14 protein-coding genes are annotated in these 13,813 nt (G+C 64.8%); 7 read left to right on the plus strand and 7 right to left on the minus strand.

Annotated features, from left to right (window positions below; translation table 11 throughout):
• Positions 1–82 precede the first annotated feature (82 nt).
• On the plus strand, positions 83–1,294 hold the full coding sequence (locus ACP693_RS09915) for an acyl-CoA dehydrogenase family protein (protein ID WP_426017182.1): 1,212 nt from the start codon (positions 83–85) through the stop codon (positions 1,292–1,294).
• A 131-nt stretch (positions 1,295–1,425) separates the two neighbouring features.
• Positions 1,426–3,585: an ergothioneine biosynthesis protein EgtB gene (gene egtB / locus ACP693_RS09920; RefSeq protein WP_426017180.1), complete on the plus strand. Its 2,160-nt coding sequence runs from the start codon at positions 1,426–1,428 to the stop codon at positions 3,583–3,585.
• A gap of 98 nt (positions 3,586–3,683) precedes the next feature.
• Here the strand turns inward: egtB and ACP693_RS09925 are convergent, their stop codons facing one another.
• Positions 3,684–3,905: a general stress protein gene (locus tag ACP693_RS09925; RefSeq protein ID WP_135195863.1), complete on the minus strand. Its 222-nt coding sequence runs from the start codon at positions 3,903–3,905 to the stop codon at positions 3,684–3,686.
• A 116-nt stretch (positions 3,906–4,021) separates the two neighbouring features.
• Positions 4,022–4,183 carry a hypothetical protein gene (locus ACP693_RS09930; RefSeq protein WP_167762589.1) on the minus strand — a complete coding sequence of 54 codons (162 nt, stop codon included), beginning with the start codon at positions 4,181–4,183 and terminating at the stop codon, positions 4,022–4,024.
• Between the two features lie 101 nt (positions 4,184–4,284).
• Between ACP693_RS09930 and ACP693_RS09935 the strand changes: the two genes are divergently transcribed.
• Positions 4,285–4,578 (plus strand): hypothetical protein, encoded by a 294-nt coding sequence (locus ACP693_RS09935; protein ID WP_346495334.1) that lies wholly within the window; start codon positions 4,285–4,287, stop codon positions 4,576–4,578.
• A gap of 14 nt (positions 4,579–4,592) precedes the next feature.
• Here the strand turns inward: ACP693_RS09935 and ACP693_RS09940 are convergent, their stop codons facing one another.
• Positions 4,593–5,294 carry an MBL fold metallo-hydrolase gene (locus tag ACP693_RS09940; protein WP_426017177.1) on the minus strand — a complete coding sequence of 234 codons (702 nt, stop codon included), beginning with the start codon at positions 5,292–5,294 and terminating at the stop codon, positions 4,593–4,595.
• A 204-nt stretch (positions 5,295–5,498) separates the two neighbouring features.
• On the opposite strand from ACP693_RS09940, the gene tig reads away from it, so the two are divergent.
• From tig to ACP693_RS09955, 3 genes are all read left to right on the plus strand, one after another.
• Positions 5,499–6,845: a trigger factor gene (tig, locus tag ACP693_RS09945; protein WP_426017176.1), complete on the plus strand. Its 1,347-nt coding sequence runs from the start codon at positions 5,499–5,501 to the stop codon at positions 6,843–6,845.
• Between the two features lie 160 nt (positions 6,846–7,005).
• Entirely contained in the window at positions 7,006–7,653 is a 648-nt protein-coding gene (locus ACP693_RS09950; RefSeq protein ID WP_426017175.1) for an ATP-dependent Clp protease proteolytic subunit, read from the plus strand.
• Positions 7,654–7,724: 71 nt separating this feature from the next.
• Entirely contained in the window at positions 7,725–8,045 is a 321-nt protein-coding gene (locus tag ACP693_RS09955; protein ID WP_346495330.1) for a hypothetical protein, read from the plus strand.
• Positions 8,046–8,051: 6 nt separating this feature from the next.
• On the opposite strand, the gene ACP693_RS09960 is transcribed toward ACP693_RS09955, so the two are convergent.
• On the minus strand, positions 8,052–8,690 hold the full coding sequence (locus ACP693_RS09960) for an HAD-IB family hydrolase (RefSeq protein ID WP_426017173.1): 639 nt from the start codon (positions 8,688–8,690) through the stop codon (positions 8,052–8,054).
• A gap of 203 nt (positions 8,691–8,893) precedes the next feature.
• Here ACP693_RS09960 and clpX point away from each other — a divergent pair, with 203 nt between their 5' ends.
• Positions 8,894–10,162 (plus strand): ATP-dependent Clp protease ATP-binding subunit ClpX, encoded by a 1,269-nt coding sequence (clpX, locus tag ACP693_RS09965; protein ID WP_135195870.1) that lies wholly within the window; start codon positions 8,894–8,896, stop codon positions 10,160–10,162.
• Positions 10,163–10,220: 58 nt separating this feature from the next.
• Here clpX and ACP693_RS09970 read toward each other — a convergent pair whose 3' ends face one another.
• The 3 genes from ACP693_RS09970 to ACP693_RS09980 all read right to left on the minus strand — a co-directional run bounded on the left by ACP693_RS09970 (position 10,221) and on the right by ACP693_RS09980 (position 13,770).
• Positions 10,221–10,970, minus strand: coding sequence for a lysophospholipid acyltransferase family protein (locus ACP693_RS09970; protein WP_426017171.1), 750 nt, complete (start codon positions 10,968–10,970; stop codon positions 10,221–10,223).
• Positions 10,971–11,007: 37 nt separating this feature from the next.
• Positions 11,008–12,057: a GGDEF domain-containing protein gene (locus tag ACP693_RS09975; RefSeq protein WP_409716288.1), complete on the minus strand. Its 1,050-nt coding sequence runs from the start codon at positions 12,055–12,057 to the stop codon at positions 11,008–11,010.
• A gap of 111 nt (positions 12,058–12,168) precedes the next feature.
• Positions 12,169–13,770 carry a DEAD/DEAH box helicase gene (locus ACP693_RS09980; protein WP_426017169.1) on the minus strand — a complete coding sequence of 534 codons (1,602 nt, stop codon included), beginning with the start codon at positions 13,768–13,770 and terminating at the stop codon, positions 12,169–12,171.
• Between the last annotated feature and the right edge of the window lie 43 nt (positions 13,771–13,813).

Here is a 13,813-nt window from a genome sequence, read left to right on the forward strand (position 1 = left end):
TGGCGGCGCGGCTCCTGATCGGGGCCGCGCCGTTTTCGTATCGAGCGCCCGGCAGAGGCGCGAACGGGAAGAGGATAACGCCATGGACTTCAGACATTCCGACCGCGCCCTGGACTGGCATGCCCGCGTGCGCCGCTTCCTAGACGAACAGGTAATCCCGCGCGAAGCCGAGTATTTCGCCCAAGTGCGCGAGGATTCGACCCGCCAGCCGCCGGTCATGGAAGCGATGAAGGCCGCCGCGCGTGAGGCCGGGCTATGGAACATGTTCCTGCCGGGCGAACACGGTGCAGGCCTGACCAACCTCGATTATGCGCCGCTGGCCGAGATGATGGGCGCCCATCTGTGGTCGTCGGAGGTGTTCAACTGCAACGCCCCCGACACCGGCAACATGGAAGTGCTGCACATGTACGGCGACGCCGCCCAGCAGGATCGCTGGCTGAAGCCGCTGATGGCGGGCGAAATCCGCTCGGCCTTCCTGATGACCGAGCCCGAGGTCGCCTCGTCCGACGCGACCAATATCCAGACGCGGATCGAGCGTGACGGCGACCATTACGTCATTAACGGCCGCAAATGGTGGTCGACCAATATGGGCCATCCGAACGTCGCCATGACCATCGTCATGGGCAAGACCGACTTCGACGCCGCCAGCCATGCGCAGCAGTCGCAGGTGATCGTGCCCGTCGACACGCCCGGCTTCCGCGTCGAACGGATGCTGACGGTGTTCGGCTATGACGAACGGCCCATCGGCCATGCCGAGGTGGTGCTGGAAAACGTCCGCGTCCCGGTCGAGAATCTGATCGCCGGCGAGGGCCGGGGGTTCGAGATCGCCCAAGGGCGGCTTGGTCCGGGCCGTATCCACCACTGCATGCGGGTGATCGGGGCGGCGGAAAGGGCGCTGGAACTGATGGTCGTGCGCCTGCTGAACCGGACGGCGTTCAAGAAGCAACTGGCCGAACATTCGGTGTGGGAACAGCGGGTCGCCGACGCCCGCACCAATATCGAGATGTGTCGCCTGCTAGTGCTGAAGGCCGCCTGGATGATGGATCAGGCAGGGGCCAAGAACGCCCGCTCCGAGATCGCCCAGATCAAGGTCGCGGCGCCGCGCATGGCGCTTCAGGTCATCGACGACGCCATCCAGGCGTTCGGCGGGGCCGGCGTGTCGGGAGACACACCCCTGGCCGAACTCTATGCGACGGTGCGCACCCTGCGGATCGCCGACGGTCCTGACGAGGTTCACAACCGCACCATAGCCCGTCTGGAATACGCCAAGCACGGCGGCAGGCCGGTGCGTTGAATTTGCAGCCAGACTTCCCAAATCCCTGACCACTCACCTGGGAACCCCGACCGTGGCGTGACGTTCGATCTGCTTGAACGACGCGACGCCCGGTCCGGGCAGCGGGACTGGCGCGGGACGGAACGGCTGACATGAATGCTCGATTCGAGCCCGATACGCGGGCGGCGTCGGACGTGGCGCGCTTCCGGAGTGTTCGGGCGGCGATGCCCGCCCTGGCCCAGGGACTGTCGTCTGAAGATCTGTCGGCGCAGTCGATGGCCGATTGCAGCCCCGGCAAATGGCACCTGGCCCACACCAGCTGGTTCTTCGAAGCGCTGATCCTGGCGTCTGATCCTGATTATCGGCCTGTCGACCCGCGCTTCCAGCAACTATTCAACTCCTACTATGAGGCGTTGGGCGAGCGGGTGCCGCGCGCCGAACGCGGCCTGATGACCCGCCCGTCGGTTGATGAGGTCCTGGCGTATCGCCGCGAGATCGATCGACGCATGGCCACCTGGCTGGCGCAGGGGCCGTCGAGCGGGCTTGAGCGGTATCTGTTCGAGCTGGGTCTGCATCACGACCAGCAGCATCAGGAACTGTTCCTGATGGATCTGTTGAACCTGATGTCGCGGTCGCCGCTCGACCCCGCCGCCTATGAGGTCGAACCGCGTGACCGGCCGGTCGAGAAGACACGCGGCGGCGTGGTCGCGTTCGACGCGGGCCTGGTGTCGATCGGTCATGGCCGAGCCGGCTTCGCCTTCGACAACGAAGGCCCGGCGCATCGGGTCTGGCTGGAGCCGTTCGCGCTGGCCGCCGATCTGGTGACCAACGGCGACTGGATCCGGTTTATCGAGGACGGGGGCTACACCCGCTCGGACCTTTGGCTTTCGGACGGCTGGGCGACGGTTAAGGCCCAGGGCTGGACCGCGCCGCTATACTGGCGTTGCGACGGCGGCGACTGGACAGTCATGGGTCTGACCGGGCGCACCCCGGTCGATCCCGCCGCGCCCGTACGTCATGTCAGCTTCTACGAGGCGGACGCCTGTGCGCGATGGGCCGGCAAGCGATTGCCGTCCGAGGCGGAATGGGAACATGCGGCGACGACCGCCCCTGAGGATTTCTCGAACTTGTCTGGCGAGGTCTGGCAATGGACGTCCAGCGCCTATGCGCCTTACCCCGGCTTCCAGCCGACGTCCGGCACGGCTGCCGAATACAACGGCAAGTTCATGGCCAATCAGATGGTTATGCGCGGCGGCGCCTTCGCCACGCCGTCCGATCATGCCCGTGTGACGTATCGGAACTTCTTCTACCCGCAACAGAGGTGGGCCTTCATGGGTCTGAGACTAGCCGAAGACGCCCCGCACAGGCACGCCGTGCCGCCGGACGACGCCCAGACCGCAGGATTCCGGCGCGACATGGTCGAGGGCCTGTCGCGCGACCAGAAGGCCGTGCCGCCCAAATGGTTCTATGACGCCGAAGGTTCGCGCCTGTTCGAAGAGATCACGGCCCTGCCGGAATACTATCCGACGCGGCAGGAGACGGCCCTGCTGCGCGACAGCGCGGCGGCCCTGACCGCCGATTTCGGGCCGGACGCCGTGCTGGTGGAGTTCGGATCCGGGGCCAGCGAGAAGACCCGCATCCTGCTGGACGCCGTGCCCGACCTGGGGGCCTATGTGCCGCTGGACATCAGCGAGACGGCCCTGCTGGACGCCGCGACCCGCATTCGGGCGGACTATCCTGGCCTGAGGGTTCAGCCGGTGCTGGGCGACTTCGAACATCTGGCGCCTCTGCCGGACGATTTGCCGCGGGGACGCCGCATCGGTTTCTTCCCCGGCTCGACCATCGGCAATCTGCAGCCGGACGAGGCCGAGCGTTTCCTGGAGGCGGCGCGACGCATGCTGGGTGAGGGGGCGCTGTTCATTCTGGGCGTCGATCTGGTCAAGGATCCCGCGATCTTGGTCGCCGCCTATGATGACAGCCAAGGCGTCACCGCCGCCTTCAACCGTAACCTGCTGGTTCGCGCCAACGCCGAACTGGACGCCGATTTCGATCTGGACGCCTTTACGCACCGGGCGGTTTGGAACTCCGAGGCGTCGCGGATGGAAATGCATCTGCAGACCGTCACTCCGACGACGGTCCGCATCGGCGATCAGTCGTTCCGCTTCATGAGCGGAGAGACGATCCACACAGAAAGCTCACGCAAGTTCACGCCCGAGACCGTCGAAGCCATGGCGAAGGCGTCCGGCTGGTCCGTGGTGCGCATCGACGTGTCGCCCGAACCCAGCGTGGCCCTGGCTCTGCTTCGGGCCTGAATCGGCTTTGGGGCGTCGCACAGAGCGACGCCCCAAACACAAAGAAAAAGGGCGGCGCGTCGATAGACGGGCCGCCCTATTTTATAGGTCTCAGCGGGTTATTCGCCGTCTGCGGCGTCCGCGTCTTTCTTGGTTCCGTGCGACGCTTCACCACCCTTACGGCCGGCCTGTGCGGCGAGGCTGCGATCCTGGGAGAAGCTTCGTTTTTCGCTGGGGACGCTGGCGCCCCCTTTGCGCGCGATTTCGCGCTGACGTTCTGGATCCATGGAGGCGAAACCTCTCTTGGAAACGCCGGAGGGTCGTGAGGGCTGGCTGTCCATCGGGGTCCTTTCAGTGCTGCCGTTGCGCTTGCTGAAGTGAACCCTGTGACTCGGTGACGGTTCCGTTCGGAACCCTGTTTTACTGTCACACCCCTGAGCGTCTTCGTGGTTTGACTTCATCCGGCTCCATAAGGCCTGGAATCACCTTCGCCCCCGCCATCGGGTTCCATCGGTGGAACTTCGTCAGGCGTGTCGGACGGCTGAATTTCCGGTTGAGGCGTGGTCTCGGGCTGGATTTCCGGCTGGGGTGTCGTGGGGGTGGGTTCGATGTAGGTCATGATGATCTTCTCCTTGCCCGTAACCAACGCGACCCCGCCATTGACGTTCAAAGGAACCACTGGTCGCCCGGTCGGTTTGTTGTGCGAACCCGGAGATCGACATGACCAACACACCCATTACTTCGCCCTCGCCAGACGACATCGTTCTGGACGATGACGATCTGACGCAGCGTCTGGACCGCGAAGCCGACGCCATTCTTGCCGGTGGCGAACGCCGCACCTTCGGCGAAACCGCCTCCATTCGCCAGGCCGTGCGCGAAGACGTAGGCCTGGTGCGCGAGAAGATTTCGGGTCGCGTGCATCGCGTCCAGGAAGATATTCAGGACAGCCCGATGAAGGCGACCCTGTATGCGCTGGGCATCGGCGTGATCATCGGCATGATCCTGCGCCGCTGATCCAGGCGAGAGCTTTAGGCAGGCCCCGCCGGCTCACGCTGGATCGGGGCCTGTCTCATTGCGGCGTCCGACACGAAGGGATTGGTGCGGCGTTCCTCGCCAAAGGTCGAGATCGGTCCGTGCCCCGGCACGAAGGTGACGTCGTCGCCCAGCGGCCAGAGCTTTTCGATCACCGAGCGGATCAAGGCCGGCGGATCGCTCATCGGAAAGTCAGTGCGGCCGACCGATCCCTTGAACAAGACGTCTCCGACCTGAGCAAAACGCGCCGCGCGATTGAAGAAGATGACGTGGCCCGGCGTATGGCCGGGACAGTGACGCACCTCCCAGGTGGTTTCGCCCAAGGTGACCGTGTCGCCATCCTCAAGCCAGCGATCAGGCGTGAAGGGGCGAGCGTCGGGCAGGCCATACATCCGTCCGCTCTCGACGATTCGGTCGATCCAGAACTGATCCGCCTTCTGAGGGCCGGTGATCTGGACGCCGGTCTTCTCCTTCATCTCGGCCGCGCCGCCTGCGTGGTCCAGATGGCCGTGGGTGATCCAGATCTGGTCTAGCGTCAGGCCGCGCCGCCGAACCTCGCCCAGAACGACATCCACCGATCCACCCGGATCAATGACTGCCGCCTTGTTGGTGGCGGTGCACCAGACGGTGGTACAGTTCTGCTGAAGCGGGGTGACTGGCGTGACGAAGACGCCGATGGGGGAGGCGGGCTGGCTCATGTGGCCAACATAACCCTGCCTGATGCGCGAAACCACCGGCCGCAATCACGCCCGCGTTGACCTTTGGGGCCCTTCTCGACATAAGGGCGGGCTTCGAGGCGCCGCTCCTTCCCAAGACCTGGGGCAGGGCGGCCTTCTTGCTTTATCCATTCCGCGCCGGCCGTCCTTAAGGCCCATGCGCCACAGAGCGTCAGAATCCCGACCATGCAAGTCGTCGAAAAGTCGAACGAAGGCCTCAGCCGCGTGATCGCGGTGACCATTCCCGTTGCGGAGCTGAACGCCAAGCTCGAAGCCCGCGTCAAGGAAGTCGCCCCGCAGGTGAAGCTGAAGGGCTTCCGTCCGGGCAAGGTGCCGGTCGCCCACGTCAAGAAGACCTTCGGCCGTGAGTTCATGGGCGAGATCATCAACGCCGAGCTGAACGAAACCAGCCAGAAGGCGCTGGAAGAAGCCAAGATCCGTCCGGCCGCCCCGGCCGAGATGAAGCTGATCTCCGACATGGACAAGGTCATCAAGGGCGAGGAAGACCTCTCCTATGAGATGGCTCTGGAGATCATGCCGGACTTCACCCCGATCGATCCCAAGACCCTGAAGCTGGATCGCCCGACCTACGAAGCCTCGGACGCCGATCTCGACGAGGCCCTGACCGAACTGGCCGGCCAAGCCAAGTCCTACGAGGACAAGAAGGGCAAGACCGTCAAGGCCGCCGAGGGCGACCAGCTGACGATCGACTTCCTGGGCAAGCTGGACGGCGAGCCTTTCGACGGCGGCACGGCCGAGGACGCGGACCTGGTGATCGGCTCGGGCCGCTTCATCCCCGGCTTCGAAGAGCAGCTGACGGGCGCCAAGGTCGGTGAAGAGAAGACCATCGAGGTCACCTTCCCCGAGAACTATCAGGCCGCCCACCTGGCCGGCAAGCTGGCCACCTTCGACGTCAAGGTGAAGGCCATCAAGGCCGAGGTCGAAGCCAAGGTCGACGAGGACTTCGCCAAGCGTATCGGTCTGGAGTCACTGGACAAGCTGAAGGAACTGCTGAGCCAGAACCTGAACCAGCAATACGCCGGCGCCGCCCGCTTCAAGCTGAAGCGCGCCCTGCTGGACCAACTGGACGAAGCCCACGACTTCCCGCTGCCGCCGAAGATGGTGGACGCCGAGTTCGACGGCATCTGGCAACAGGTTGAGGCCGACAAGACCGCCGGCCGTCTGCCTGAAGAAGACGCCGCCAAGTCCGACGAGGACCTGAAGGCCGAGTACCGCAAGATCGCCGAGCGCCGCGTGCGCCTGGGCCTGGTGCTGGCCGAGATCGGTCGCGCCAACAACGTCCAGGTCACCGACCAGGAGCTGAACGCCGCCATCCTGCAGGAAGCCCGCAACTATCCGGGCCAGGAACAGGCCGTCCTGAACTTCTACCGCCAGAACCCCAACGCCGCCGCCCAGATGCGCGCGCCGATCTACGAGGAGAAGGTGGTCGACCTGATCGTGGGCGTCGCCGACGTGACCGACACGCCGATCACGAAGGAAGAGCTGCTGAAGGAAGACGAAGACGAGGGCTGATCGCCCTCGCTTCCAAATGATCCAAAGGCGGAGGTCATAGGGCCTCCGCCTTTTTCATGTCTGGCCACGGCCTTGTAAGGCGGCCTTCATGACCGATATGCAGAGTAACAAGACGTGCGGTTTTTGAGTCGCGCGTCCCCAGCATTCCCGAGAAGGCTATATGCGCGATCCGATTGAACTGATGAACATGAACCTGGTGCCGATGGTGGTGGAGCAATCCAGCCGTGGCGAGCGCTCCTTCGACATCTTCTCGCGCCTGCTGCGCGAGCGGATCATCTTCCTGACGGGGCCGTTCGAGGACGGCATGGCGTCGCTGATCTGCGCCCAACTGCTGTTCCTTGAGTCGGAGAACCCGAAGAAGGAAATCAGCATGTATATCAACAGCCCCGGCGGACAGGTGTCTTCGGCGCTCGCGATCTACGACACCATGCAGTACATCAAGAGCCCGGTTTCGACCGTAGTCATGGGCATGGCGGCCTCGGCCGGCTCGCTGATCCTGACGGCCGGCGCGGCTGGGCAGCGGATCGCCCTGCCGAACGCGCGCATCATGGTTCACCAGCCTTCGGGCGGTTTCCGTGGTCAGGCGTCGGACATCGAACTGCACGCCGCCGACATCCGCTACACCAAGAAGCGTTTGAACGAGATCTACGTCCACCACACGGGCCGGACGTACGAGGAAGTGGAAAAGACGCTGGACCGCGACCACTTCATGTCGGCCGAGGAAGCCAAGGCCTGGGGCATCGTGGACCACGTCTATGATCGCCGCGAACAGGCCGACGCCGACGGCGTGAAGACGCCCGGCAGCTAAGTCTCCCGACAAACGACGAAAGGGCGCGCCGACGCGGCGCGCCCTTTTCATTTTGTGCTATCGGAACCGCCATGCAGTTCACACGAGATCCAAGCGGCACGGTCGAGGTCGACGGCGAAACCTACGCCTGGGAGCTTCGTCGCCAGCCCCAGCCCAAGGGCGGCAATGTCTGGGAGGGCATGGCCGTGTCCCTGCGCCACGTCGATTTCAAGCGTGAGGCCATCGTACAGTTCCCCCCGCCGCTGCGGCCCAACGGCCGGCCGGATGTGGAAAAGCAGCGGGTCAACGTCGATGCGGTGCGCACTGCCATCACCTCGGCGATCGCAGCGGGATGGGATCCGGCCTCACGCGGCAAGGCCGTCGTGTTCGACGTGGACGCCGACGGCAACTGAAGGCCCTCACGGCTTCTGGCGAAACACCCTGAAGCCCGGGTCCTGCGCCATCGCCAGCATTTCGGTGTCGCCCGAGGTGTCGCCATAGGCGGCGACCAGCATCATGTCGTCGCCATAGGCGGCCTTGAGCCGGCGCACCTTCTCTTCTCCCCGACAGTTCGGACCCGCAAAGGCGCCCGTGATTCGGTCGTCGGCGTCGAACACGAACTCGGTGCCCAGCAGAGCTTCCGCGCCCAGCTTTCGGGCAAACGGCGCGACCGTGGTGGTGGGGGAGGCGGTCACGATCACGCGATGGGCGCCGCGCTGGCCCCAGTCGTTCCAGACCGCAATGGCATCGGGCCGCATGAAGCGCGGCCAGACGCCCTGCGCGAACTGCTCGGCCTCAGCTTCCAGCGTCTGACGATCGACGCCTTGCAGGAACTCCTTCACCGACGCCGCCTTGATCCGACCCCGGTCGCGGTCCCTGGCATAGGCCGCCACGGCGGGCGCCAGCTTGACCAGACCCAGGGCCCAGGCGCCGGGACCGGCGCGCCAGCGCAGGAATTCGGTGAAGCTGTCGCGAATCGTCAGTGTCCCATCGAAATCGAACGCGACAATGGGACGCCCCTTAGTGTTGGACTGGCGCAAATCCTGCACGATCCCCATGTCAGACATTCGCCTTGATACCCGCCGACACTGATCCATCCACGCACTGCAACAATCCCTTGCCGCCTTCGGGGTTGTCGTCGCACGTGGGATGGGTAATTGTCATTTTTTGAAGACCTTCGCAGCCAGAGTACTGGCATCAATGTGAGGGAAGCGCGTTTCGGGCCATTTCGGTTCGCCCCGCGGGAGTGAGATAAGGGTCTATGACCAAAGCAGCCGGCTCAGACGCCAAAAGCACTCTGTACTGCTCGTTCTGCGGAAAGAGCCAGCACGAGGTCCGCAAATTGATTGCGGGCCCGACCGTCTTCATCTGCGATGAATGCGTCGAACTGTGCATGGACATCATCCGCGAAGAGCACAAGATCGGCTTCAAGAAGACGACCGACGGGGTTCCCACGCCCAAGGAGATCCGCGACGTCCTGGACGACTACGTCATCGGCCAGTCGCACGCCAAGAAGGTGCTCTCGGTCGCCGTTCACAACCACTACAAGCGCCTGAACCACGCGACGAAGAACAACGACGTCGAGTTGGCCAAGTCGAACATCATGCTGATCGGGCCGACCGGTTCGGGCAAGACGCTGCTGGCCCAGACGCTGGCGCGCATCATCGACGTGCCCTTCACCATGGCCGACGCCACGACCCTGACCGAAGCCGGTTATGTGGGCGAGGATGTCGAGAACATCATCCTGAAACTGCTCCAGGCCTCCGACTACAACGTCGAACGGGCCCAGCGCGGCATCGTCTACATCGATGAAATCGACAAGATTTCGCGCAAGTCGGACAATCCCTCGATCACCCGCGACGTCTCGGGCGAGGGCGTGCAGCAGGCCCTGCTGAAGATCATGGAAGGCACCGTCGCCTCCGTGCCTCCGCAAGGCGGCCGCAAGCATCCGCAGCAGGAGTTCCTGCAGGTCGACACCGCCAACATCCTGTTCATCGTCGGCGGCGCCTTCGCTGGCCTGGAGAAGGTGATCGCGGCGCGCGGAGCCGGCGCCTCGATCGGTTTCGGCGCCAAGGTCAAGGAAATCGACGAGCGTCGCACCGGTGACATCCTGAAGGGCGTCGAGCCTGACGACCTGATGCGTTTCGGCCTGATCCCAGAGTTCATCGGCCGTCTGCCCGTTCTGGCGACGCTGGAAGACCTGGACGAAGCGGCGCTGGTCACCATCCTGACCGAGCCGAAGAACGCGCTGGTGAAACAGTACAAGCGCCTGTTCGAGATGGAGAATGTCGAGCTGACCTTCACCGACGACGCGCTGATCGCCGTCGCCAAGAAGGCGATCACCCGCAAGACGGGCGCGCGCGGCCTGCGTTCGATCCTGGAAGGCATACTTCTGGAGACCATGTTCGAACTGCCGACCTTCGAAGGCGTCGAAGAGGTTGTGGTCAATGCCGAGGTCATCGAAGGCAAGGCTCAGCCCCTGCTGATCTATTCCGAAGTGTCGAAGAAAAAGGCCGACGGCGCCGCCTGATCGGGCTATCGATCGCCAAGAATTGGGCCGGGGAGGGCGACCTCCCCGGCCTTTTTGTTCAGGTGGGCGTATCGATCAACTCGGCAGGCGTCACCGACTGACCCGTCGCCTGGGCGACGAGTTCGGCGGTGCGGGTCTCGATGACGGCTTCCAGGCGGGCCAGAAACTCGTCCTTAGGCAGGCCGACGGGAATGGGGTCGAGGAACTCCAGGGTGGCGACGCCGGGATGCTTCTCGTATTTCTCCTCGGGCCAGAAAACGCCGAGGTTGGTGGCGAGCGGCACGACCGGCATTTCGAAATCGCGGTACATGTGCCAGACGCCGGACCGATATCTGAACTTCCGGCCGACGGGCGCGAGGTGACCCTCGGGATAGATCAGGATCTTGCGGTTCTCGGCGCGGGCCTCGGCGGCGCGCATGGCCAGGGCCTTGCGGGCTTCATGGCCGCCGCAGCTGTTGACGACGATGGCGCTCAGCTTCTTCAGCACCCCGCCCAGCAGGGGAAACTTCTCCAGATGGTCGCCGGTGACGAAGGCGATATCGTCGAACTGGTCGTAGGTGGCGAAGCCGTCGCCCCAGCTCTGGTGCTTCGAGGCGATGATGAAGGCGCCCTCGGGCAGCCGCTCCTTGCCGCGCACGTCGAGCCGAATGCCGGCGAAGATCGCCATGGCCTGGACCATGCGCTTCACATAGCGGCGGATGACCCAGCTGGCGGGACCGCGACCGGGCGCGAGCGCCGCAAAGGCCGCCGTCAGTCCATAGCTGATCGACAGGATCCAGTAGGCGACATTGAAGGCGAAGCTGCGCATCGGGCGACTATGGCAGAAAGCTTGGCCTTGTCAGGCTCTAAGCCGCTTTTTCCAGCGCGGCCGCGGCAGTGACGCAGTTTCGACCGGCGCGCTTGGATTCGTAGAGGGCGGCATCGGCGCGCTCCAGCAGGCTGGCGGCGGTTTCGCCCCTCTGACGCTGGGCGAAGCCGGACGAAAGCGTCACCGAACCCAGGTCGTCATTGGTCGAGCGCCGGCGCAATGCGCGCGAGGCCACGTCGTTGCGGATGCTTTCCAGCGCCGCCATGACGACGCCCGCGCCTTCGCCGGGGAAGATGATCGCGAACTCCTCGCCGCCGAACCGGGCCGCAAATCGGGTCTTGCCGCAGATGTTGGACAGGACGGTGGAGACATAGCGCAGCACCTGATCGCCGGTCTGGTGGCCCCAGGTGTCGTTGAACCGCTTGAAATGGTCGATGTCGAGGATGGCGAGGCTGAGCGGCGATCCGTCGTCTTCGGCGCAGGCGGCCTCCAGCCGTTCGTCGAAGGCCTTGCGGTTGGCCAGATTGGTCAGGGCATCCGTCATCGCGTCGCGGCGCACCTGTTCCAGGTTCTCGCGAAGGCGGATGACTTCCTTGTTGGACTTCTCCAGGCGTTTTTCCAGGATCGCGGTCTCGCGGCGCACGCGGTTGGTCGCGGTCGACAGGCCGCCGACCAGATCCTTCAGCGAGGATGGATCCTCGACGGTTTCCATGGAGTGTGAGGCGTCGGCGAGGGTCTCGCCATAGTCGTGCTGGGTCTTGTGGGCCATGGCGATGGCGCTGGCGACGCTGGCCAGTTCGCGGTCGAGCACGGCGCCCACGTCACGGATCTGATCCGGCAGACGCCCGCGCGGCAGGAACTCGGCGGCCAGCATCTCCGACGTCTTGTCGGTGATGACCGTGGACTGTGCGAGAAGGCGTCGGATTTCTTGAGCCAGGGCGCCGTCAGGATCGCTGAGATAGTGCAGCCAGAGTTCGAAGTTCAGCGGCGTCGGCCAGACGCCTGCCTTTTCCATTTCGGCGATGACATCACGCGCCAGGGCGTAGGCTTGTGGACCCCGGAGCGACGTCTCGACCTGTTTGGACATTCTTCTTCCCCTTTGACTCCTGTTCTGGAGCCATCTCGGGGCGGACACTAAGGAGTGTTCCGTAATGCAGGGTAAACGGCGCGGGATTCCACCGCGCCGTTATGTGCGAATTTAGGCGCGCACGATGACCGGACGGCGCAGGAAGGCCGGGATGTCGTCGCCGAAGCCGCGCACGCCCTGACGCTGAGTGTCGTCCTTGGCGGCCTTGCGGTCGCCGCGGCGGTCGGATTGCAGCAGGTGAGGCTCGCGGTCCGCGCGGTCGGGACGCTCTGCACGTTCTGGGCGCGGGGCGCGGGGTGTTTCGACCGCTTCGACGGCTTCGACCACGACCGGGGCAGGGGCGGCCACTTCTACTGCGGCGGCTTCCGGGCGGGCCTTGCGCCGACTGCGGCTGCGGGGGGCTTCGATTTCCTGAGCCTGAGCCTGAGCAGCCTGGGGTGCAGCGACGGCGACGACTTCGGTCGGCTCGGCGGCGGGGGCGGCGCTGCTGCGCGACCGGCTGCGGCTGCGCTCTCCCGAACGCTCACGCCCGCCGGAGCGTTTGTCGTCGCGGGCGGGGCCGTCCTTGATGGCGGCGAAGTCGATGCCGTCCAGAACCAGCTCCTGCGGGTCCATCTTGATCAGCTTCAACACCTTATCCAGCGACTTGTCGTCGGCCGGGGTCACGATCATGAAGGCCTGACCCAGCTTGCCCGCGCGACCCGTGCGGCCGATGCGGTGGACGTAGTCGTCGGCGTGGTGCGAGACGTCGTAGTTGAAGACGTGGCTGACGTCCGGGATGTCCAGGCCGCGCGCGGCGACGTCGGAGGCCACCAGAATCTTCAGCGCGCCCGAACGGAAGTCCGCCAGGGTCTTGGTGCGTTGCGACTGGTCCAGGTCGCCGTGGATCGGCGCGGCGTCGAAGCCGTGCTGCTTCAGTGACTTGGCGACAATGTCGACTTCCGATTTGCGATTGCAGAAGACGATGCCGTTGCGCACGTCCTCACGGCCGACCAAGGCGCGCAGGGCGGTGCGCTTGGCCTTGGGGTCCGAGGTGGGGATGCGGACGACGTACTGGGTGATGGTGTCGGCGGTCATCGCCGGACGCGAGGCCTCGATCCGGGTCGGATCCTTAAGGAAGGCGGCCGTCAGGCGCGTGATCTCGGGCGGCATTGTGGCCGAGAAGAACAAGGTCTGGCGACGCGGCGGCGTGAGTTTGAAGATCTTCTCGATGTCGGGGATGAAGCCCATGTCGAGCATGCGGTCGGCCTCGTCCACGACCATGATCTCGACGCCGTTCAGCATCATCTTGCCGCGTTCGAACAGGTCCAGAAGGCGGCCCGGCGTGGCGATCAGGACATCGACGCCCTTGTTCAGGGCCGCGACCTGGTCGCCCATGGAGACGCCGCCGATCAGCAGCACCCAGGTCAGCTTGGTGCCCTTAGCGTATTTGGCGAAGCTCTCGGCGACCTGGTCGGCCAGCTCCCGGGTCGGAGCCAGAACGATGGCGCGTGGCATCCGGGCGCGGGCGCGGCCGGTGGACAGGCGATCGACCAGCGGCAGGGTGAAGGCGGCCGTCTTGCCGGTGCCGGTCTGGGCGATGCCCAGGACGTCGCGGCCGGCGAGAGCGACCGGGATGGCCTGTTCCTGGATGGGGGTGGCGGTCGTGTAGCCGGTGTCGGCAACGGCCTTAAGAGTCGTGGGCGAAAGGCCCAGTTGGGAAAATTCTGTCATGAATCCTTGGGAGAGAAAGCGTCTGCGTGCATAGCAGCGACGG

This window comes from Brevundimonas sp. TWP1-3 (assembly GCF_049896085.1).
Lineage (GTDB): Bacteria > Pseudomonadota > Alphaproteobacteria > Caulobacterales > Caulobacteraceae > Brevundimonas.

Bases quoted from the DNA above. Each gene is read 5' to 3' on its own strand.
- ACP693_RS09915 (WP_426017182.1), top strand. From the start codon at position 83: ATGGACTTCAGACATTCCGACCGCGCCCTGGACTGGCATGCCCGCGTG.
- egtB (WP_426017180.1), top strand. From the start codon at position 1,426: ATGAATGCTCGATTCGAGCCCGATACGCGGGCGGCGTCGGACGTGGCG.
- ACP693_RS09925 (WP_135195863.1), bottom strand. From the start codon at position 3,905: ATGGACAGCCAGCCCTCACGACCCTCCGGCGTTTCCAAGAGAGGTTTC.
- ACP693_RS09930 (WP_167762589.1), bottom strand. From the start codon at position 4,183: ATGACCTACATCGAACCCACCCCCACGACACCCCAGCCGGAAATCCAG.
- ACP693_RS09935 (WP_346495334.1), top strand. From the start codon at position 4,285: ATGACCAACACACCCATTACTTCGCCCTCGCCAGACGACATCGTTCTG.
- ACP693_RS09940 (WP_426017177.1), bottom strand. From the start codon at position 5,294: ATGAGCCAGCCCGCCTCCCCCATCGGCGTCTTCGTCACGCCAGTCACC.
- tig (WP_426017176.1), top strand. From the start codon at position 5,499: ATGCAAGTCGTCGAAAAGTCGAACGAAGGCCTCAGCCGCGTGATCGCG.
- ACP693_RS09950 (WP_426017175.1), top strand. From the start codon at position 7,006: ATGCGCGATCCGATTGAACTGATGAACATGAACCTGGTGCCGATGGTG.
- ACP693_RS09955 (WP_346495330.1), top strand. From the start codon at position 7,725: ATGCAGTTCACACGAGATCCAAGCGGCACGGTCGAGGTCGACGGCGAA.
- ACP693_RS09960 (WP_426017173.1), bottom strand. From the start codon at position 8,690: ATGGGGATCGTGCAGGATTTGCGCCAGTCCAACACTAAGGGGCGTCCC.
- clpX (WP_135195870.1), top strand. From the start codon at position 8,894: ATGACCAAAGCAGCCGGCTCAGACGCCAAAAGCACTCTGTACTGCTCG.
- ACP693_RS09970 (WP_426017171.1), bottom strand. From the start codon at position 10,970: ATGCGCAGCTTCGCCTTCAATGTCGCCTACTGGATCCTGTCGATCAGC.
- ACP693_RS09975 (WP_409716288.1), bottom strand. From the start codon at position 12,057: ATGTCCAAACAGGTCGAGACGTCGCTCCGGGGTCCACAAGCCTACGCC.
- ACP693_RS09980 (WP_426017169.1), bottom strand. From the start codon at position 13,770: ATGACAGAATTTTCCCAACTGGGCCTTTCGCCCACGACTCTTAAGGCC.